Below are 19608 nucleotides of genomic sequence, written 5' to 3'. Positions count from 1 at the left end.
GATATGAGCTTTTTAACAGAATGGCTGACAAGCATTATTTTATTTATCTTATTCGCCATCGTCATCGACATGCTGCTGCCCAGCTCCAGTATGCAAAAATACGCAAAGATGGTTGTCAGCCTGCTGTTAATCATTGTCATGCTCAACCCGATATTCAAACTTTTCAAAACAGACCCGGAAATCATCTTCGATTATTTGACAAAACAAGAGCAATCTCAATCCGCTGATATAAAAAATCAAATTAAATCAGAAAAAAAAGAAATACAAGCATCAAACCGCGCATATGTTTTAGAAGAAATGGCTGTCCAACTAAAAAAGAAAGCGGAGGAGATGTTCAGTCATGACGAATACAAAATAGACGACATCCGCCTTACAGCGGAAGAACAGGTTCGTTCAGAAGAAGATGTAAAAACGATCAGCGTGTATATGGCCCCATCTTCTGAAAAAACCGTGCAAACCGTCGCACCGATCGACATCCGCACAGACCGCAAATACGAACCGGAAGGCGCAGCCGACAAAAAAGAGGCCGCAGACATCAAAGAAAAACTTGCGGATATATGGGAAATCGGCAGTGAGAAAATTACGGTTTATATGGAAGGCGGGGAGAAAAACGGCCATGAATAAAAACGGACTATGGACCATACTCAAAAAACAGCTGATGATCGGACAGGCGAAAGACGGAGAAAAACCAAAACTGACAAAATATCATTACTTTCTGTTCGTGTTTGTGCTCGGGGTATCTTTTATGCTGGTCAGCCAGCTGTTCTCTTCACCGGAGAAAACCGGGAAGGACCAAGCGGCGCAGACCGTCATGTCCGGCCGAACGGAAGACAAAAGCGGGCAAAAAAGCGCACCCGTTTTTAAGGCATCGAAAGACGGCAGCGCAAAAACCACGATCGATGATTACGAAAGAGACTATGAAAACCAGCTGAAAGAAATCCTTGAAACGATTATCGGCGTGGAGGATGTCTCAATTGTCGTAAACGTAGACGCAACATCTTTGAAAGTGTTTGAGAAAAATAAAACGAAAAAAGACACCACCACTGAAGAAACCGATAAAGAAGGCGGCAAAAGAAGCGTAACCGATCAAACCTCTGAAGAACAAATTGTCATGATTCGAAACGGGGATCAGGAAACCCCGGTCGTCGTCCAGACGAAAAAGCCCGATATCCGCGGTGTACTCGTTGTCGCTCAGGGAGTGGACAACGTTCAAATAAAAAAAACCATCATTGATGCCGTCACAAGGGTGCTCGATGTTCCGAGCTATCGTGTAGCGGTTGCCCCTAAAAAAATCAAGGAGGATTCATAAATCATGCTGAAAAAACAAACGGTTTGGCTTTTAACAATGCTCAGTCTCGTCGTGGTATTAAGTGTTTATTATATTATGTCGCCGGAAAGCAAAAATGCCGTGCAGATGAAAAGCGAAAAAAGCAGCGGAGAAGTCGCCACTGAAAAAACGCCTGCTCCTGAAACGAAAGATAAGAGCGGAAGCGGCACGGAAAAAGAAGACGGCACAAAAGGAACGAAAGATTCTAAAGGCACAAAAGAGGATAAAGAAACATCAGCCGAAGCATCGGACAAAGACGGATCGGTCGCCACAGAAACAGCTGATGAAAACTTATTTACAGCATACCGCATGGAGCTTGAAGACGCGAGAAGCAAAGAAAGGGAACAGTTAAACAGCATTGTTTCAAGCGATGATGCGACCGCAAAGGAAAAAAGCGAAGCCTACGATAAAATGACGGCGCTGAGCAATGCTGAAGGGACGGAAAAACAGCTGGAAACGCTGATTAAAACACAAGGCTACAAAGATGCGCTCGTGGATGCTGAAGGAGACAAAATCAACATTACCGTCATGTCTGACAAACATTCAAACGCAAAAGCTTCCGCTATCATTGACCTGGTGGAAAAAGAAATCAAGACGATGAAAGACGTCGCCGTCACGTTTGAACCGACAAAGTAAGAGACCTGAACCGCCCGCACCCGCTGCGGGCTTTTCTGATGTCATTTTAGATCAGTGTTGAATTTACACAAGCGCTCCTGTAAGATAAACATAGTATGTACTTTTAGTAGCAACCCATAAATTTCTATTTTTTATACATAGGAGTGGAAACTGATGTTAAAAATCAACGAAATTCATGAACTGATAAAAAGAATCGATGAATCTTCCATCGACGAATTTGTTTACGAAATTGAAGGCGTAAGTCTCAAACTGAAAAAAAATGAAGCGCCGGCAGTGAATGTAACGGGACAAGCCCAAGCCGTTCCCGCCGCTTACGCACCTGCTCCGCAGGCTGCAAAACCGGAAGCGAGTGAAGCCGCTCCTGCTCAGGAAGCGCCGAAACAAGACGAAAACCTGCACAAAATTACGTCTCCGATGGTCGGAACGTTTTATGCTTCTTCATCGCCGGAAGCCGGCCCTTACGTAAACCAAGGTTCAAAAGTGAGCGAAAATACAGTTGTTTGTATCGTAGAAGCAATGAAACTCTTTAACGAGATTGAAGCCGAAGTAAAAGGAGAAATCGTTGAAGTGTTAGTTGAAAACGGCCAGCTGGTCGAATACGGACAACCTCTATTTCTTGTAAAAGCTGAGTAAGGAGACCTGCTATTATGATTAAAAAGCTATTGATCGCCAACCGAGGAGAAATCGCCGTCAGAATCATCCGGGCCTGCAAAGAGCTGGGCATTGAAACTGTAGCCGTTTATTCTGAGGCAGATAAAGACGCCCTGCATGTCCAAATGGCCGATGAGGCTTTTTGTATCGGGCCGAAAACATCAAAAGAAAGCTATTTAAATGTAACGAACATCGTCAGCGTCGCAAAGCTGACCGGCACGGATGCGATTCATCCGGGATACGGATTTTTAGCTGAAAACGCCGACTTTGCCGAGCTGTGCGAGGAATTAAACGTAACGTTTGTCGGCCCTACGGCTGACGCCATTTCAAAAATGGGAACAAAAGATATCGCGCGCGACACGATGCAGCTGGCGGGCGTGCCGATTGTGCCCGGTTCAAAAGGAATCATAAAAAATACGGAAGAAGCGGTTTCGCTTGCAGGTGAAATTGGGTATCCTGTCATTATAAAAGCCACTGCGGGCGGAGGCGGAAAAGGCATCCGGGTCGCACGCACAGAAGAAGAACTGATCAAAGGCATTGAGATTACCCAGCAGGAAGCCGCTACGGCATTCGGAAATCCGGGTGTGTACATCGAGAAGTACATAGAAGATTTCCGCCATGTTGAAATTCAGGTGCTTGCGGATAATTACGGAAACACGATCCATCTCGGAGAGCGTGACTGTTCTATCCAAAGACGTCTGCAAAAACTTCTTGAAGAGTCACCGTCACCTGCGCTTGATTCTGAAATCAGGGAGCAGATGGGTGAAGCAGCGGTAAAAGCAGCGAAGGCCGTCGGTTACACGGGAGCCGGCACAGTAGAATTCATCTATGACTACAGAGAACAGCGCTACTACTTCATGGAAATGAACACGCGTATTCAAGTAGAGCATCCTGTCACAGAAATGGTGACGGGAACGGATCTGATCAAAGAACAGATCAAAGTGGCATCCGGACAGGAGCTTTCGCTCAGACAGGAAGACGTTGAATTTAACGGCTGGGCGATTGAATGCCGCATCAACGCTGAAAATCCTGCGAAAAACTTCATGCCTTCACCCGGTAAAATTAACATGTACCTGCCGCCGGGCGGACTCGGCGTACGCGTGGATTCAGCCGCATATCCCGGCTATTCGATCCCGCCGTACTATGACAGTATGATTGCTAAAGTCATCACATACGGAACAACGCGTGATGAGGCAGTCGCACGGATGAAACGCGCGCTGAGCGAATTCGTGATTGAAGGTATTGAAACGACGATTCCGTTCCATTTGAAACTGCTTGAACACGAAACATTTGTCAGCGGAGAGTTTAATACAAAGTTTTTAGAAACATATGATGTAATGGGCTCATAATTTTTGCGGGAGGTGAATTGAATGGAAGACAACAGTGTGCTTAAAATGGATCATGATGAGGCTCATTTAGGCAAGGTTGAAATTGCTCCTGAGGTCATTGAAGTCATTGCCGGCATCGCCGCTTCCGAAGTTGAAGGAGTTGCTGAAATGCGCGGCAATTTCGCCACGGGCGTCGTAGAACGCTTCGGCAAAATCAATCACGGCAAAGGCGTAAAGGTCGATTTAGCCGATGACGGGATTACCATCGACGTCTATTGCGTCGTTCAATTCGGGGTCTCGATCCCGAAAGTGGCGGCAAGCGTTCAGGAGAATATCCGCCAAACCTTATTAAACATGACGTCTCTGACCATTAATGAAATCAATATTCATATCGTCGGCATTCAATTTGACACGAAAGCCCAAGAAGTCGAAATCGACGAAGAAATGTAATGAGCGTATAAAAACCAAGGGGATGGGCAGCCCTTTGGTTTTTTATACGTTTCCCGTCATTTCAGGCATGAAGAAAGCCGGCTTACAAACGGCAGCCGAGTTTCTTCATGCTGTGAAATCCGAATGAAATTAATACGGTTTGTGAAAATATTCGGCATTAGGGTGAAAAAACCTAAATTTCGACATGCGATTGAGAAAAAAATATGTTATGATCTCTTTAAGCTTAACGACAAGCGGATAAAGCGGATCTGAAGGAGAAAGAAAATGAAAAGAAGAACAGCTAGAGAAAAAGCTTTGCAGGCACTTTTTCAGATTGATGTCAGCGATATTGCACCGAACGATGCCATTGAGCACGCGCTTGATGGTGAAAAAACAGATGCCTTCTTTGAACAGCTGGTGTACGGAGTGATCGAACATCAGGTTCAGCTTGATGAAATGATTTCCGGCCATCTCGTCAATTGGAAGCTTGACCGGATTGCAAACGTAGACCGCGCGATCCTGCGTCTGGCGGTGTATGAAATGGTTTATTCTGACGACATTCCTGCTAACGTGTCATTAAACGAAGCAATCGAGCTGGCAAAACGGTTCGGCGACGATAAAGCTGCAAAATTCGTAAACGGGGTTCTTTCTAACATTAAAACTGATATCGAATCATAGGAGGAAAGAAAATGACTGCAACAATCATCGACGGAAAAGAAACGGCTAAAGAAAAACGCGAACAATTGGCAAAAGAAGTAGAAGAGCTGAAAGCACAAGGCGTAGTGCCTGGCTTGGCGGTCATTTTAATCGGAGACGATCCCGCTTCTGTTTCATATGTGACAGGCAAGAAAAAAGCCGCTGAAACAATGGGAATGAAATTTAAGCTTGACCGCTTTGACTCAAGCTTAACCGAGGCGGAGCTTTTAACAGTGATTGATCAGTATAATCAAAATCCGGAATTCCACGGCATTCTCGTCCAGCTGCCGCTCCCGGATCATATTTCTGAAAAAGCCGTAATCGAGCGGATCTCCCCTGATAAGGATGTTGACGGTTTCCACCCTCTCAACGTCGGGAAAATGCTGCTTGGCGAAGATACATTTCTTCCATGCACGCCGCACGGAATTGTCGAGTTATTGAAAAAGACGAACGTAGATCTTTCCGGCAAAGAAGTTGTTGTAGTCGGACGAAGCAATATTGTCGGTAAACCGGTCGGCCAGCTGCTGCTGAACGAAAACGCGACCGTCACATATTGCCATTCCCGCACGAAAAATATGTCTGAGCATACGAAAAAAGCAGATATTCTTGTGGTAGCGGTCGGTAAAGCGAACTTCATCAAAGCTGATCAAATCAAAGAGGGCGCCATTGTCATTGATGTCGGCGTCAACCGTCTCGAAAGCGGAAAACTCTGCGGAGACGTTCAGTTTGATGAAGCGAAAGAAAAAGCATCTTTCATTACGCCGGTGCCGGGCGGAGTAGGTCCGATGACCATCACAATGCTTGCGCATAATACTGTTAAATCTGCCAGACGTACGTTATCATAGATAACCGGAGACAGTCACAAAAATTGTGACAATGAGCACGATACCCGCTTCTTAAGGCTCCTTTCAGCCAGAGCGGGTTTTCTTAGTTTAGGGCAAAAAGCCTTTATGAAAGGAGTGCAGGATATGAGTGAAGCGGCATATGTCACGGTTTCCGCGCTGACCAAATACATTAAACGAAAATTCGATGTGGACCCTCATCTTGAAGACATTTGGATTAAGGGTGAGCTCTCCAATGTTAAAATTCATACGAGAGGCCACATCTATTTTACATTAAAAGATGAGCATGCCCGCATGCAGGCCGTCATGTTTCAGAGGCAAAGTTCGAGGCTTGCGTTTAAGCCAGAAGACGGAATGAAGGTCATCGTAAGAGGCGGCATCTCCGTCTATGAACCGAGCGGAAGCTATCAGCTGTACGCGAAAGAAATGCAGCCGGACGGTGTGGGGGCGCTCTACTTAGCATATGAAGAATTAAAGAAAAAACTTGCCGGCGAAGGGTTGTTTGATGACCGGCATAAGCAGGCCATCCCCGCTTTTCCGGCCACGATCGGGGTCGTCACGTCACCGACGGGAGCAGCCGTCAGAGACGTCATTACCACACTCAAAAGAAGATACCCCCTTGTGAAAGTCATTGTGCTTCCCGCGCTCGTTCAAGGTGAAAATGCCAGCAGATCGATTGTGAAGCGCATTGAAGAAGCCAATGCACAAAAAATGTGTGACGTCCTGATCGTCGGAAGGGGAGGGGGCTCGATCGAAGAATTGTGGGCATTTAACGAAGAAATCGTGGCCCGGGCGATTTTTGCTTCCGCCATTCCGATTATATCAGCCGTCGGACATGAAACAGATTTTACAATCAGTGATTTCGTCGCGGATATCCGGGCGGCAACGCCGACAGGAGCGGCAGAAATCGCCGTCCCCCACACGACGGACTTAATGGAACGGACAAAAACGGCGGAAGTCCGCCTGACAAGAGCGATGCAGCAGCATATCAGCAAGAAAAAAGAACGGGTTCAATCGCTCCAGTCATCCTACGCGTTCCGTTTTCCGAAACGATTGTATACCCAAAAAGAACAGCAGTTTGACCTTTTGTATCAGCAGTTCCAGTCACAGCTCACAGGGCTTACGGACAGGAAACAAAGGCAGCTGGAGCGGAATACGTACAGATTAACGGCGCTCCACCCTGAAACCCAGCTGAAACAGGCGAAAAAACGGTACGAGGAGCGCTCAAATCAGCTCGCCCGAAGCATGAATGTCCAGCTGAAGCAGCTTCATTCGCAGTTTCAGACGGTTCTTGGTAAACTGAATGCATTAAGTCCCCTTCAGGTGATGGAGAGAGGATACAGTCTGGCCTATAAAGACAAAAAGCTGATCAAAAGCGTTGATCAAGTGGAACAAAATGATACGCTTGAAGTAAAGATGACAGACGGCGTTCTGACGTGTGAAGTATTGCAAAAGAGAGGCGAACGATAATGACAGAAACCAAAAAAAGTGAAGAGCTGACATTTGAAGAGGCGATGAAAGGCCTTGAAGGCATTGTGGCAAAGCTTGAAGAAGGAGACGTGCCGCTGGAGCAGGCGATTAATTATTTTCAGGAAGGGATGGCCCTTTCAAAAATGTGCCATGAAAAGCTTCAGCATGTCGAAAAGCAAATGGACTTTATTTTAAAAGATAACGGCGAACTTGCACCTTTCAGCGTTCAGGAGGAAGACGAAGGTGACAAATAAACTGGACGCATTTTTAGCATCGCGCAAACAACTGATTGAACAGCAGCTTTCTTTGTATACAGAACGGCTTGCGATGCCGGAAACCCTCAAAAAATCTATGCTGTATTCTTTGGAAGCGGGCGGAAAGAGGCTGCGCCCCCTCGTCGTCTTAGCCGTTCTGAATGCTTACGGAAAAGATGAAAAAGACGGGATTCCGGTCGGGTGCGCTGTCGAAATGATTCATACGTATTCTTTAATCCATGATGATCTGCCTTGCATGGACGATGATGATCTGCGCCGGGGAAAGCCCACAAACCATAAAGTCTTCGGAGAAGCGGCAGCCGTATTGGCCGGAGACGGGCTTCTGACAGAAAGCTTTAAATTGATCACATCTCATGTGTCTGAGGCGGTTTCAGCAGAAAAACGGCTCCGTCTCGTCGATGAGCTGATCAGCGCGGCGGGAACGGAAGGAATGGTCGGCGGACAGGCTGCCGACATGGAAGCGGAACAAAAGCGGATAACGCTTGAGGAGCTGGAATCCATCCACGAGCGGAAAACGGCCAAGCTCCTCGGTTTTTCCGTGACGGCGGGCGCCATTTTGGCAGATGCGCCGGAGGATGAAGTCGAAAAGCTCCGTTTGTTCAGCAGCCATATCGGCATCGGATTTCAAATCAGAGACGACATCCTTGATATTGAAGGGCATGAGGAGAAGATCGGCAAACCGGTCGGCTCAGACTCGTCGAATGAAAAATCAACGTATCCGTCGCTTTTAACGCTTGAAGGCGCGAAAGAAAAGCTTGCGTATCATATCAGCGAGGCGAAACAGATCATCAGCGGCCTTTCTCTTCAGAAAGAACTGCTGCATGACCTCTGTGATTTAATCGCGGCGAGAGATCATTAAAAACGGTCCTGATTTGAAGGGGCTGCCGCTCCTATGGTAAAATGTAAGCAGTTTCGATGAAAATACAAAGGGAGTCTTTTTCTTTTTTCAAAAAGACACTGTTTAATTTGCAGAAATTCATGCTGAAAGTGAGTTGATCCGCTTTGGATCTTTTATCAATACAGGACCCGTCATTTCTTAAAAAGATGTCAATTGAACAGCTGGAAGAGCTGAGTGAGGAGATCCGCAATTTCCTCATCACATCGCTGTCTGCCTCTGGCGGCCATATCGGGCCGAACCTCGGGGTTGTCGAGCTGACAATTGCGCTTCACAAAGAATTTGACAGTCCGAAAGATAAATTTTTATGGGATGTCGGACATCAGTCCTATGTTCATAAACTGTTAACCGGACGCGGCAAGGAGTTTGAAACCTTGCGCCAATATAAAGGGCTTTGCGGTTTCCCGAAACGCAGCGAAAGCGAACATGACGTATGGGAAACAGGCCACAGCTCAACCTCGCTCTCAGGCGCGATGGGAATGGCTGCCGCCCGTGATATTAAAGGATCGAAAGAATATATCATCCCGATTATCGGAGACGGCGCTTTAACCGGAGGAATGGCGCTTGAAGCGCTGAACCATATCGGTGATGAGAAAAAAGACATGATCGTCATCCTGAATGATAATGAGATGAGCATTGCGCCGAATGTCGGGGCGATTCATTCTATGCTTGGACGGCTTCGCACGGCCGGCAAATATCAATGGGTAAAAGACGAGCTTGAATATTTATTTAAGCGCATCCCGGCCGTCGGCGGAAAATTGGCCGCCACAGCTGAACGGATAAAAGACAGTTTGAAATATATGCTTGTGTCAGGCATGTTTTTTGAAGAGCTGGGCTTTACGTATTTAGGCCCGGTTGACGGTCATTCCTACCACGAACTGTTTGAAAACCTGCAATACGCCAAAAAAACGAAAGGCCCTGTCCTGTTACATGTCATCACGAAAAAGGGCAAAGGCTATAAACCGGCTGAGACCGACACAATCGGCACATGGCACGGAACGGGTCCGTATAAAATCAATACGGGTGATTTCGTCAAGCCGAAAGCCGCGGCGCCTTCATGGAGCGGACTTGTCAGCGGCACCGTGCAGGAGCTGGCACGTGAGGATGACAGAATTGTTGCCATTACACCGGCCATGCCGGTCGGCTCTAAACTGGAAGGGTTTGCGAAAGAATTCCCTGAACGCATGTTTGATGTCGGAATCGCAGAACAGCATGCGGCGACGATGGCGGCTGGAATGGCGCTCCAAGGCATGAAGCCGTTTCTTGCGATTTATTCGACCTTTTTGCAGCGGGCGTACGATCAGGTCGTCCATGACATCTGCCGTCAAAACGCGAATGTATTTATCGGCATTGACCGCGCCGGTTTGGTCGGCGCCGACGGGGAGACGCATCAAGGCGTCTTTGACATCGCCTTTTTGCGGCATATACCAAACCTCGTTTTAATGATGCCGAAGGATGAAAATGAAGGCCGCCATATGGTCAATACAGCCCTTAATTATGAGGAGGGCCCGATCGCGATGCGCTTCCCGCGCGGAAACGGGCTCGGCGTAAAGATGGATAAAGAGCTGAAAACCATTCCGATCGGAACATGGGAAGTGCTCCGTCCCGGAAAAGACGCGGTCATTTTAACATTCGGTACGACCATTGAAATGGCGCTGGAAGCGGCTGAAGAACTGCAAAAAGAAGGCCTGTCCGTGCGTGTCGTGAATGCGCGGTTCATAAAACCGATTGATAAACAAATGATGAAGGCCATTCTTAATGAAGGTCTGCCGATTTTAACGATAGAAGAAGCCGTGCTTGAAGGCGGATTCGGCAGCACGATTCTTGAATACGCTCATGACCTCGGCATGTATCATACACCGATTGACAGAATGGGCATCCCAGACCGGTTTATTGAACACGGCAGCGTAACCGCCCTGCTTGAAGAAATCGGTCTCACGAAGGCTGAGGTTATGAACCGGATCAAACTGCTGATGCCGCCGAAGACACATAAAGGAATTGGATCATGACAGCAAAAAAAGAACGATTAGATGTACTTCTTGTAGAAAAAGGCCTTGCGGAAACGCGGGAAAAAGCGAAACGCGCCATTATGGCGGGCATCGTATACTCAAATGAAAACCGATTGGACAAACCGGGTGAAAAAATCGCCCGGGATCTTCCGTTAACGGTAAAAGGAAACCCTCTTAAATACGTCAGCAGAGGCGGATTAAAGCTTGAAAAAGCTCTGGAAGTGTTTCCTGTCTCGGTAAAAGGCAAAACGATGATTGACATCGGCTCGTCTACAGGGGGATTCACGGATTGCGCCCTCCAAAACGGAGCCGAGCGGTCCTACGCAGTGGATGTCGGCTATAATCAGCTTGCTTGGAAGCTCAGACAGGACGAGAGGGTCGTCGTCATGGAACGGACGAATTTCCGCTATTCCGAGCCTTCCGATTTCACAGAGGGTTTGCCGGAATTTGCGACAATCGATGTTTCTTTCATCTCACTCCGCCTCATTCTGCCGGTTTTAAAAACGCTGCTTGTACCGGGGAGCGATTGTATCGCACTGGTGAAGCCGCAATTTGAAGCCGGACGGGAATCCGTCGGAAAAAAAGGCATTGTCAGAGATCCCGGCGTTCATACTGACGTTCTCCGCCGCATGAATCAATTTGCCGCTTCTGAAGGATATACAGTGAAAGGACTGTCCTTCTCACCGATTACAGGGGGAGACGGCAATATTGAGTTTCTGCTTCATTTGGAATGGGGCGGAGAAGACGGAAACGGCGCTGAATTGCCGGAAGAAGACATTCTCCGTACCGTCCGCGAAGCACATGAGACATTAAAAGCCAAAAAGACAGATGTACCGGAATAATAGGGGGCTATTATTCCTTTTTTCTGCCATCATGTACTTTTTATCAAGAAGCGGTTAACATAATGACAAGAACAGCTTGAAAACAGAGGTGCTTACATGACAAAAGGCCAAAGGCATATAAAAATCAGAGAGCTTATTACAAGCCATGAGATTGAAACGCAGGATGACTTAGTTGACATGCTGAGAGAAGAAGGATATAAGGTAACTCAGGCGACTGTCTCCAGAGACATTAAAGAGCTGCATCTCGTAAAGGTGCCGACGAACAACGGCTCCTACAAATACAGCCTGCCGGCGGATCAGCGGTTCAATCCGCTGTCAAAACTGAAGCGTTCATTAATGGATGCGTTCGTAAAAATTGACTCAGCAAGCCATATGATCGTATTAAAAACGATGCCGGGGAATGCTCAGGCAATCGGCGCTCTGATGGATAATCTCGAATGGGAAGAAATCATGGGCACGATTTGCGGAGATGACACGATCTTAATCATCTGCAGAACGCCTGAAGATACGGAGGGCGTTCAAAGCCGTCTTTTGGAGCTGCTGTAGCGTAATTATCAGATAAAAGGTGGAATGCTGTTTGTTAGCTGAACTATCAATAAAAAACTTTGCCATTATAGAGGAACTGACGATTTCGTTTGAACGGGGGCTCACCGTCCTGACGGGAGAAACAGGGGCCGGCAAGTCAATTATTATAGACGCCGTTTCCCTATTAGTCGGCGGCCGCGGCTCGTCTGAATTTGTCCGTTACGGTGAAACAAAGGCCGAGCTTGAAGGACTGTTTCTTTTGGACAGCGGTCATCCCGTTTTTGAAGTATGCCGTGAGCAGGGAATAGACGCATCTGACGACATGATTGTCATGAGAAGGGACATTAATGCCGGAGGAAAAAGCGTCTGCCGTGTCAACGGAAAATTAGTGACGATTGCGGCTTTAAGGGAAATCGGCAGACTTTTATTAGATATTCACGGACAGCATGATAACCAGCTGTTAATGGAGGACGATAAACACTTAGAGCTGTTGGACAGGTTTGCGGGCGCTGAGGCCGAATCCGCGCTTCAGGCTTACCATGAAGGCTATGAGCGTTATATGAAGCTGCTCAAAAAAGCGAAGAAGCTGTCAGAAAGTGAGCAGGAAATGGCGCATCGGTTAGACCTGATTCAATTTCAGCTTGAAGAAATCGAGTCGGCGAAGCTTGAATTGAATGAAGACGAGCTTCTTCAGGAAGAGCGGAAGCAGATATCCAACTTTGAAAAAATTTATGAATCATTGCAAAACGCCTATAATGCGCTCCGCAGCGAGCAGGGGGGGCTTGACTGGGTCGGAATGGCCTCTGCCCAGCTTGAAGATATTTCGGATATCAATGAACCGCTGCAAAAGCTGTCAGAAAGTGTGTCAAGTTCCTATTATCTGCTGGAGGATGCAACCTTTCAGATGCGCAATCTGTTAGATGATCTGGAATATGACCCGGAACGGCTGAATTTTATTGAAACCCGTTTAAATGAGATCAAACAGCTGAAGCGCAAATACGGAGCGACGGTAGAAGACATTTTGGAATACGGCTCCAAAATAGAAGAGGAAATCGATCAAATCGAGAACCGTGACAGCCACCTTGAAGCGCTGAAGAAGGAATTGGAGTCGGTCGGCAAAGATGTGGCCGTAGAAGCCGCCAATTTATCAAAAATCAGAAAAGCTTGGGCTAAGAAACTGGCGGAAGCGATTCATCAGGAATTAAAAAGTCTGTATATGGGCAAATCCACGTTTGATACGGAATTTCTCGTGAAAACCGATCCGTCAGCCAGTGAAGCACCGGTTGTTAACGGGCAGCCCGTGCAGCTTACCCAAAAGGGGATTGACCTTGTGAAGTTTTTAATTTCAACAAACACCGGTGAGCCTTTAAAACCGCTGTCAAAGGTCGCTTCCGGAGGCGAGCTTTCAAGGGTGATGCTGGCGATGAAGAGTATTTTTTCTTCCCAGCAGGATGTCACCTCCATCATCTTTGACGAAGTGGACACCGGTGTAAGCGGGCGGGTTGCCCAAGCCATCGCGGAAAAAATCCATAAAGTATCGACCGGTTCACAGGTGCTCTGCATTACACACCTGCCGCAGGTTGCCGCTATGGCGGATACGCACCTTCTGATCGCAAAAGAATTCAAAGACGGACGGACGACAACGCATGTCACTCCGCTTTCCAAACAGGACAAGGTAGCGGAAATCGGCCGCATGATTGCGGGCGTTGAAGTGACCGATCTGACAAAACGGCATGCACAAGAGCTTTTAAAACAGGCCGGACAGGTAAAAACGACAGGATAAGCTGCTGATACAGGCAGCTTATTTTTTTGTTCCATTTCTCTAACAGTGTATCCAATGTTTTTCTTCGTATGCCGGTTATAAATCAAGCGCAGGAAGGCAAAAGTATAGATGTAGCAGAAAAAGAAAGTGGTGTGGGATAGGAGCGAGGAGAGTGAAGGAATGAATGCACGATAACATGAGGAAAGCAATAGGTGTAATTCTCCTTGTTTCTTTACTAAGTGTAGGCTTTTTTAAGCCATTTAAAGAATATTTACTGATACCGTCAGAAATGAACGTTTTTGAAAACCAGACACAGGCCGTTCCGGTTAATGCATCAATAAGCGCTGAAAAGGGCGAATTATCAGAAGCCTTTACGCTGAAAGAAGAGCACGGCCATGCAAACATAACAGGGCAAACAAAAGGCCGGTCAGAAGTAGTATATGATCTTGCCGGATTTCCCATTAAAAAAACGAAAGTGCGTGTCCTTCCAGAATTGAAGGTCATTCCGGGCGGACAGTCCATCGGTGTAAAACTGCATTCAGTCGGTGTTTTGGTCGTCGGTTTTCACCAGGTGATGACAAAGGATGGGAAAAAGTCTCCGGGAGAACAAGCGGGAATTGAATCTGGCGACATCATTATTAAAATGAACGGACATAAAATTGATAAAATGAGCGACATCGCCCCGTTTATTCAAAAAGCGGGCAAAACCGGTGAATCTTTGGATTTATTGGTGAAACGCGATAAGCAAAAAATCAAAACAAAGCTGATTCCGACAAAGGACGAAGCCGAGGGGAAATATCGAATCGGCCTTTATATCCGCGATTCGGCAGCCGGCATCGGCACCATGACTTTTTTTGAACCGAAAACAAAAAAATACGGCGCATTGGGCCACGTCATCTCTGATATGGATACAAAAAAACCGATTGTTGTAGAAGACGGAGAAATCGTCCGTTCAACTGTAACATCGATTGAAAAAGGAAAAGGCGGCAATCCCGGCGAAAAACTGGCAAGGTTTTCGTCAGAACGGAAAACGATCGGCGATATTAACCGCAACAGCCCGTTCGGCATCTTCGGGACACTGCATCAGCCGATTAAAAACAACATTTCCGACAAAGCGCTTCCGATTGCTTTGTCAAATGAAGTAAAAAAAGGACCTGCGCAAATGCTGACGGTTATCGAAAACGATAAAGTAGAGAAATTTGATATTGAAATCGTCAGCACCACGCCGCAAAAATTCCCGGCGACAAAGGGAATGGTGTTGAAAGTGACAGATCCGAAACTGCTGAAAAGAACCGGCGGAATCGTTCAGGGGATGAGCGGAAGCCCGATCATCCAGAACGGAAAGGTCGTCGGAGCCGTAACCCACGTATTTGTCAATGATCCGACAAGCGGCTACGGCGTTCATATCGAATGGATGCTGTCTGAAGCGGGTGTTGATGTTTACGGGAAAGACAAAGCAAGCTGACTGCCGGGTGATCCGGCAGTTTTTTTATGTGATGCGTTCTTCACTTCTTTCCTGGATTCATGTAAAATAAGACATGAAGATTTTTCGACAAATTCACGTTTCCTGATTTGTCAAACTTAATTTTTAGTCGAAAAACCTAGAAAATGCTAGAAAAACAAAGATATACCACTATTATTGGTAAATATGGATTTTTTAAAAGGGGAAGTAGTGGTTTTGTCGAATGTAACATGTAGCAGTCAAATGGGTTGCGTCCTGTTAATACATTGGGGGAGGAAGAAACGTGGAGAAAATTAAAGTTTGTGTTGCTGATGATAATCGAGAGCTTGTAAGCCTGTTGAGTGAATATATAGAGGGACAGGATGATATGGAAGTGATCGGCGTTGCTTATAACGGACAGGAATGTCTTTCTTTGTTTAAAGATAAGAATCCAGATGTGCTCGTTTTAGACATTATCATGCCGCATCTGGACGGACTTGCGGTTTTGGAGCGTCTGCGGGAATCAGAGCTCGAGAAGCAGCCGAACGTCATCATGCTGACGGCATTCGGTCAGGAAGACGTTACGAAAAAAGCCGTCGATTTAGGCGCGTCCTATTTCATCCTGAAGCCGTTTGATATGGAAAACCTTGTCGGCCATATCCGCCAGGTAAGCGGAAATGTCAGCAGTGTCACACACCGTGCGCCGTCCGCGCAAAGCAGTATTATCCGCAGCCAGCCGGAACCGAAGCGGAAAAATCTCGATGCCAGCATTACAAGCATTATCCATGAGATCGGTGTGCCTGCCCATATCAAAGGCTATCTTTATTTGCGTGAAGCCATTTCCATGGTGTATAACGATATTGAACTCCTCGGCAGCATCACAAAAGTCCTTTATCCCGACATCGCCAAAAAATTCAACACGACTGCAAGCCGTGTAGAACGGGCCATCCGCCACGCCATTGAAGTCGCATGGAGCAGGGGAAATATTGATTCCATTTCTTCACTGTTCGGATATACGGTAAGCATGACAAAAGCAAAGCCAACCAACTCGGAATTCATCGCGATGGTTGCTGACAAGCTGAGATTAGAGCATAAAGCTTCGTAACGCAAGCTTTTGGCTAGATGTCTTTTTCGCGCCTTCTATTCCGTGCATGAACGCGGAAGAGAAGGCGTTTTGAAATTTTGCTGGCGAAAACAATGGAAATCACTCACGCCGGTACTTGTTCTATACATAAATGCGGGATCTATGCCGTCTACACGTATAATACCGGAGCTGATATTTTAATGATTTTGCCGTCTCTGAAATAAAAGCGGGGGACGCGGCGGCTTAACACAGATAAGACTTCGTAGCTGATCGTACCGAGCATTTCGGCAATTTCATCAACGGAAATCTCGGCTCCTTGTTGTTTACCGTAGATGACGACTTCTTCTCCTTGTTTGCCTTCATTCTCACCTAAACTGACCATGATCATATCCATTGTCACTCTCCCCGCCACCGGCACCCGTCTGCCGCGGTGAAGAATAAACCCGCGGTTGGACAGGGCGCGGGAGTAACCGTCACCATAGCCGATTGGAATCGTCGCGATGATTTCACCCGGTTCGGCGATATATGTGGCGCCATAACTGACGGTCCGGGGATCTGTCACCATGGCTTTCACATAAGCGATACGCGCCTTTAAACTTAGTGCGGGTGTGAGATCCACGAGGTTCAGTTCCTTTATCGAGGCGGACGGATATAAACCATATAACCCAATGCCTAAACGGATCATGTCGGCGCTGAATTCCGGGAATGCGATAGCGGCGGCTGTATTGCACATATGCACGGTAGGCAGCGTAATGTCTTGATTTTTTAAAAAGCGGAGAAAGCTGATAAACTTTTCATGCTGCAGCATCGTCAGCTCAGTGTCCGGTTCATCCGCTGTTGAAAAATGTGTAAAGATGCCATCCCATGACAGATATGTACTCGACTTGAGCGCTTTCACCACTGCTAAAAGATCTTCTTCCGTACGCACACCCAGCCGGCCCATTCCCGTATCCACATTGATATGAATGGACAGCCGTTTCGAATCTGCTTCTTTTTCCAATATCCGATTCGCTTTTTTGATCCAGCTGACCTGAAACGCTGATAATGTTATGTTCCAAACGGCAGATTTTTTCACACAGCTGAGAGCTGTGAAGCCGAGCACAAGAATAGGTGCCGTAATTCCCGCTCTCCGTAACACAATTCCCTCTTCGACGCTGGCGACAGCGAGCTCGCTCGCCCCGCTTTCCAGTGCCTGCCGCGCTACTTCCACAGAGCCGTGGCCATAAGCGTTCGCTTTTACGACGGCCATAATTTTAGACGTATTCGGAATATGGCGGCGGATCGCCCGTACGTTCTTTTTTATCGCATCAAGGTCAACTTCAATCCAAACTTCCCGGCAAAGTTTTTTCATCACGATTCCTTCTTTCCTTAATGAGTTTCAGTACTCATGCTTTCAATCTGCATTCTATTCACCTTGAACTGAAATCATTCAAAACAAGGGAAGGTGATCGCTGATGTTTAAAAATCAAGTTTTTGGGAAATCAGTGTGTCTGCTTTATTTATGCTGAAAGGGCTGCATGGCAGCCCTTAAATTGACTTTACAATATTCTGATCTGAAAATTGATGTTCAAACATTTTGGACTGGCTTACAGCATTGTTTTGAATGACAATGCCGATATTTCCCCCTCCGGCACCGAAAACAGTTTTTGATGCAGTCAGCGGACTGATGGATATGGCGCCGCCAACATTGACAACTCCGTTTCCTGATACGTTGTTTATCGTAATCGGGCAACCGCTCATTCTATTTTTTCTCCTTTCTCTCACAGTCTACTAACTATATGTACGCTGTGATATGGAATAAGATTAAACAAAACGGCAAAAAGAATCCGGCTGCTGCCAGCCGGAAAGGGAGGGAAATACGGATGTCATAGTGTTTTCGTTACATTTTGATCAGAGTATTGAGAGCTTGAAGATTGAGATGTACTGGATTGATTCATTTGCAGGACCATCCCTGTATTTCCCCCACCTGAGCCGTAGACGGTTTTTGATACGGTTAAAGGACTTATCGAAAACGCACCGCCGACATTGACAACCCCGTTTCCGGAAAGACTGTTAATCGTAATAGGAAAACCAGCCATCATATACGGTCTCCTTTCTATTAATCTATTTACTATATGTACGCTGTGTATTAGAAATAGGAGTAAACAAAGCGGTAAAAACTTGTAAATCAAAAAAAACTGCCGGACATCCGGCAGTTTTTTTAGTCTACTTTTCAAACGGCACCCAGCCGCCTGTATTCTGAATCATTTCCCATAACGGTTCAGGAAGTCGGTATTTCTCAATTTCAGATGCTTGAATGGCTTTTTCGATTTCCTGTTCGCGGCCTTCTTTGACCAGCACCGCCCATTCGGGGTTAATCAAAATGACACGTCCCAGAGCCACCAGCGGAATTCCGCTTTCTAATACAGCAAGCGCTTCGTCCGCGGTATAGATGGAACCGACGGCCATCAGCGGCACTTTATGGCCGACGCGTTCGTTTAATAAATCCATCCGGGTCCGTGAAGAATCCGCCCCGCGGCGGGCTTTGGAATTGACATCCATCAGTGAAATATGCAGATAATCCAAGTTCTCTTCCGCAAGCGCGTCAGCGAGCATGAATGTTTCTTTCATTGTAAGCCCCGGTGTTTCCGGCTCTTCCGGTGACAGGCGGTAGCCGAGAACGAATGGATTTTCAGCGTGTGTATCAATTGCCTGTTTGACAGCGTCAACGACTGCAAGCGGGAACGCAAGGCGCTTTTCATCGCTTCCGCCCCAGCGGTCTGTGCGCCGGTTTGTTTTCGGTGAATAAAATTGGTGAATCAGGTACCCGTTTGCCCCGTGAATTTCAACACCGTCAAAGCCGGCTTCAATCGCTCTGCGTGTCGCTTCGCCGAATGCTTTCACGATGTGCTCAATTTCTTGTTCGGTGAGAGCCCGGGACGTTTGTCTCCCGTCTTCTTCTGAGCCGCTCGGACTGACGACGTCGTTGTTTGGCACGAGTTCAGGAGGGCATTCCAATCCTCCGTGGTGAATCTGCACAACGGCTTTCGCTCCTTGAGACTGGATCGCCTGAGCGAGTTTTTTCAAGCCGGGAATGTGAGAATCATCATAGATGCCGGGCTGGCCTGGAAACGCTTTGCCGTCCGGCGTTACGTTTGCACATGCCGTAATGACCATGCCCATTTCTTTTGAACGGGGAGTAATGTAGCTTAATTCACGGTCGGAAATCGTTCCGTCATCATTTGATGAATAGTGTGTCATCGGTGCGACTGAAATACGGTTTGGTATGGTGACGCCGCTTTCGAACGTAAAAGGTTCAAACAGCGGTTTATAAGTTTGCTTCATCATTTCGCCTTCTTCCTTAGGAGTTTAACTCGTCCGTATTCTAGCTTATGTTTTAATTGTGTGCAATTATTT

The 19608-nt window shown here is 46.9% G+C and carries 21 protein-coding genes; 17 read left to right on the top strand and 4 right to left on the bottom strand.

Features of this window, described 5'->3' with window-relative positions:
* Positions 1–3 precede the first annotated feature (3 nt).
* The 17 genes from spoIIIAF to spo0A all read left to right on the top strand — a co-directional run bounded on the left by spoIIIAF (position 4) and on the right by spo0A (position 16233).
* The gene (gene spoIIIAF / locus ACKTRM_RS11580; RefSeq protein WP_003153146.1) at positions 4–624 is read left to right on the top strand and encodes a stage III sporulation protein AF; all 621 of its coding nucleotides are present in this window, start codon (positions 4–6) and stop codon (positions 622–624) included.
* A complete protein-coding gene (gene spoIIIAG / locus ACKTRM_RS11575; protein WP_012117967.1) occupies positions 617–1309 on the top strand; it encodes a stage III sporulation protein AG in 693 nt (230 codons plus the stop codon). The genes spoIIIAF and spoIIIAG overlap by 8 nt, the downstream gene beginning before the upstream one ends.
* Positions 1310–1312: 3 nt before the next feature.
* On the top strand, positions 1313–1963 hold the full coding sequence (locus tag ACKTRM_RS11570) for a SpoIIIAH-like family protein (RefSeq protein ID WP_007408346.1): 651 nt from the start codon (positions 1313–1315) through the stop codon (positions 1961–1963).
* A 153-nt stretch (positions 1964–2116) separates the two neighbouring features.
* The gene (gene accB / locus ACKTRM_RS11565; protein WP_007408347.1) at positions 2117–2596 is read left to right on the top strand and encodes an acetyl-CoA carboxylase biotin carboxyl carrier protein; all 480 of its coding nucleotides are present in this window, start codon (positions 2117–2119) and stop codon (positions 2594–2596) included.
* Between the two features lie 14 nt (positions 2597–2610).
* The gene (gene accC, locus ACKTRM_RS11560) at positions 2611–3963 is read left to right on the top strand and encodes an acetyl-CoA carboxylase biotin carboxylase subunit (protein ID WP_007408348.1); all 1353 of its coding nucleotides are present in this window, start codon (positions 2611–2613) and stop codon (positions 3961–3963) included.
* 21 nt (positions 3964–3984) lie between these two features.
* On the top strand, positions 3985–4392 hold the full coding sequence (locus ACKTRM_RS11555) for an Asp23/Gls24 family envelope stress response protein (RefSeq protein ID WP_012117966.1): 408 nt from the start codon (positions 3985–3987) through the stop codon (positions 4390–4392).
* Positions 4393–4656: 264 nt separating this feature from the next.
* Positions 4657–5049, top strand: a complete 393-nt coding sequence (gene nusB, locus ACKTRM_RS11550) for a transcription antitermination factor NusB (RefSeq protein ID WP_007408349.1) — start codon at positions 4657–4659, stop codon at positions 5047–5049.
* Between the two features lie 11 nt (positions 5050–5060).
* Positions 5061–5912, top strand: coding sequence for a bifunctional methylenetetrahydrofolate dehydrogenase/methenyltetrahydrofolate cyclohydrolase FolD (gene folD / locus ACKTRM_RS11545; RefSeq protein WP_007408350.1), 852 nt, complete (start codon positions 5061–5063; stop codon positions 5910–5912).
* A gap of 123 nt (positions 5913–6035) precedes the next feature.
* The gene (xseA, locus tag ACKTRM_RS11540; protein ID WP_023357021.1) at positions 6036–7379 is read left to right on the top strand and encodes an exodeoxyribonuclease VII large subunit; all 1344 of its coding nucleotides are present in this window, start codon (positions 6036–6038) and stop codon (positions 7377–7379) included.
* On the top strand, positions 7379–7633 hold the full coding sequence (locus ACKTRM_RS11535) for an exodeoxyribonuclease VII small subunit (RefSeq protein WP_007408352.1): 255 nt from the start codon (positions 7379–7381) through the stop codon (positions 7631–7633). Before xseA ends, ACKTRM_RS11535 begins: the two co-directional genes overlap by 1 nt.
* Positions 7623–8513 (top strand): polyprenyl synthetase family protein, encoded by an 891-nt coding sequence (locus ACKTRM_RS11530; protein WP_012117964.1) that lies wholly within the window; start codon positions 7623–7625, stop codon positions 8511–8513. The genes ACKTRM_RS11535 and ACKTRM_RS11530 overlap by 11 nt, the downstream gene beginning before the upstream one ends.
* A 143-nt stretch (positions 8514–8656) precedes the next feature.
* The gene (gene dxs / locus ACKTRM_RS11525) at positions 8657–10558 is read left to right on the top strand and encodes a 1-deoxy-D-xylulose-5-phosphate synthase (protein ID WP_012117963.1); all 1902 of its coding nucleotides are present in this window, start codon (positions 8657–8659) and stop codon (positions 10556–10558) included.
* Positions 10555–11400 carry a TlyA family RNA methyltransferase gene (locus tag ACKTRM_RS11520; protein WP_007612503.1) on the top strand — a complete coding sequence of 282 codons (846 nt, stop codon included), beginning with the start codon at positions 10555–10557 and terminating at the stop codon, positions 11398–11400. Before dxs ends, ACKTRM_RS11520 begins: the two co-directional genes overlap by 4 nt.
* A 96-nt stretch (positions 11401–11496) precedes the next feature.
* Positions 11497–11946 (top strand): transcriptional regulator AhrC/ArgR, encoded by a 450-nt coding sequence (gene ahrC / locus ACKTRM_RS11515; RefSeq protein WP_003153173.1) that lies wholly within the window; start codon positions 11497–11499, stop codon positions 11944–11946.
* A 31-nt stretch (positions 11947–11977) separates the two neighbouring features.
* Positions 11978–13708 (top strand): DNA repair protein RecN, encoded by a 1731-nt coding sequence (gene recN, locus ACKTRM_RS11510; protein WP_012117962.1) that lies wholly within the window; start codon positions 11978–11980, stop codon positions 13706–13708.
* 163 nt (positions 13709–13871) lie between these two features.
* A complete protein-coding gene (spoIVB, locus tag ACKTRM_RS11505) occupies positions 13872–15152 on the top strand; it encodes a SpoIVB peptidase (RefSeq protein ID WP_012117961.1) in 1281 nt (426 codons plus the stop codon).
* Between the two features lie 280 nt (positions 15153–15432).
* Complete coding sequence (spo0A, locus tag ACKTRM_RS11500; protein WP_003153177.1) at positions 15433–16233, top strand: sporulation transcription factor Spo0A; 801 nt, start codon at positions 15433–15435, stop codon at positions 16231–16233.
* A 148-nt stretch (positions 16234–16381) separates the two neighbouring features.
* Here spo0A and alr read toward each other — a convergent pair whose 3' ends face one another.
* From alr to ACKTRM_RS11480, 4 genes are all read right to left on the bottom strand, one after another.
* Positions 16382–17563 (bottom strand): alanine racemase, encoded by a 1182-nt coding sequence (gene alr / locus ACKTRM_RS11495; RefSeq protein ID WP_012117960.1) that lies wholly within the window; start codon positions 17561–17563, stop codon positions 16382–16384.
* Positions 17564–17739: 176 nt separating this feature from the next.
* Positions 17740–17952: a spore germination protein gene (locus ACKTRM_RS11490; protein ID WP_003153181.1), complete on the bottom strand. Its 213-nt coding sequence runs from the start codon at positions 17950–17952 to the stop codon at positions 17740–17742.
* 125 nt (positions 17953–18077) lie between these two features.
* Entirely contained in the window at positions 18078–18290 is a 213-nt protein-coding gene (locus ACKTRM_RS11485; protein WP_007408362.1) for a spore germination protein, read from the bottom strand.
* A 127-nt stretch (positions 18291–18417) separates the two neighbouring features.
* Positions 18418–19536 carry an NADH-dependent flavin oxidoreductase gene (locus tag ACKTRM_RS11480; protein ID WP_015240192.1) on the bottom strand — a complete coding sequence of 373 codons (1119 nt, stop codon included), beginning with the start codon at positions 19534–19536 and terminating at the stop codon, positions 18418–18420.
* Positions 19537–19608 lie beyond the last annotated feature (72 nt).

Source organism: Bacillus sp. D7-8, assembly GCF_052055895.1.
GTDB classification, from domain to species: domain Bacteria; phylum Bacillota; class Bacilli; order Bacillales; family Bacillaceae; genus Bacillus; species Bacillus velezensis.
The sequence above is the reverse complement of the archived record's forward strand: the minus strand, read 5'-3'. Positions and strand labels throughout refer to the sequence as shown.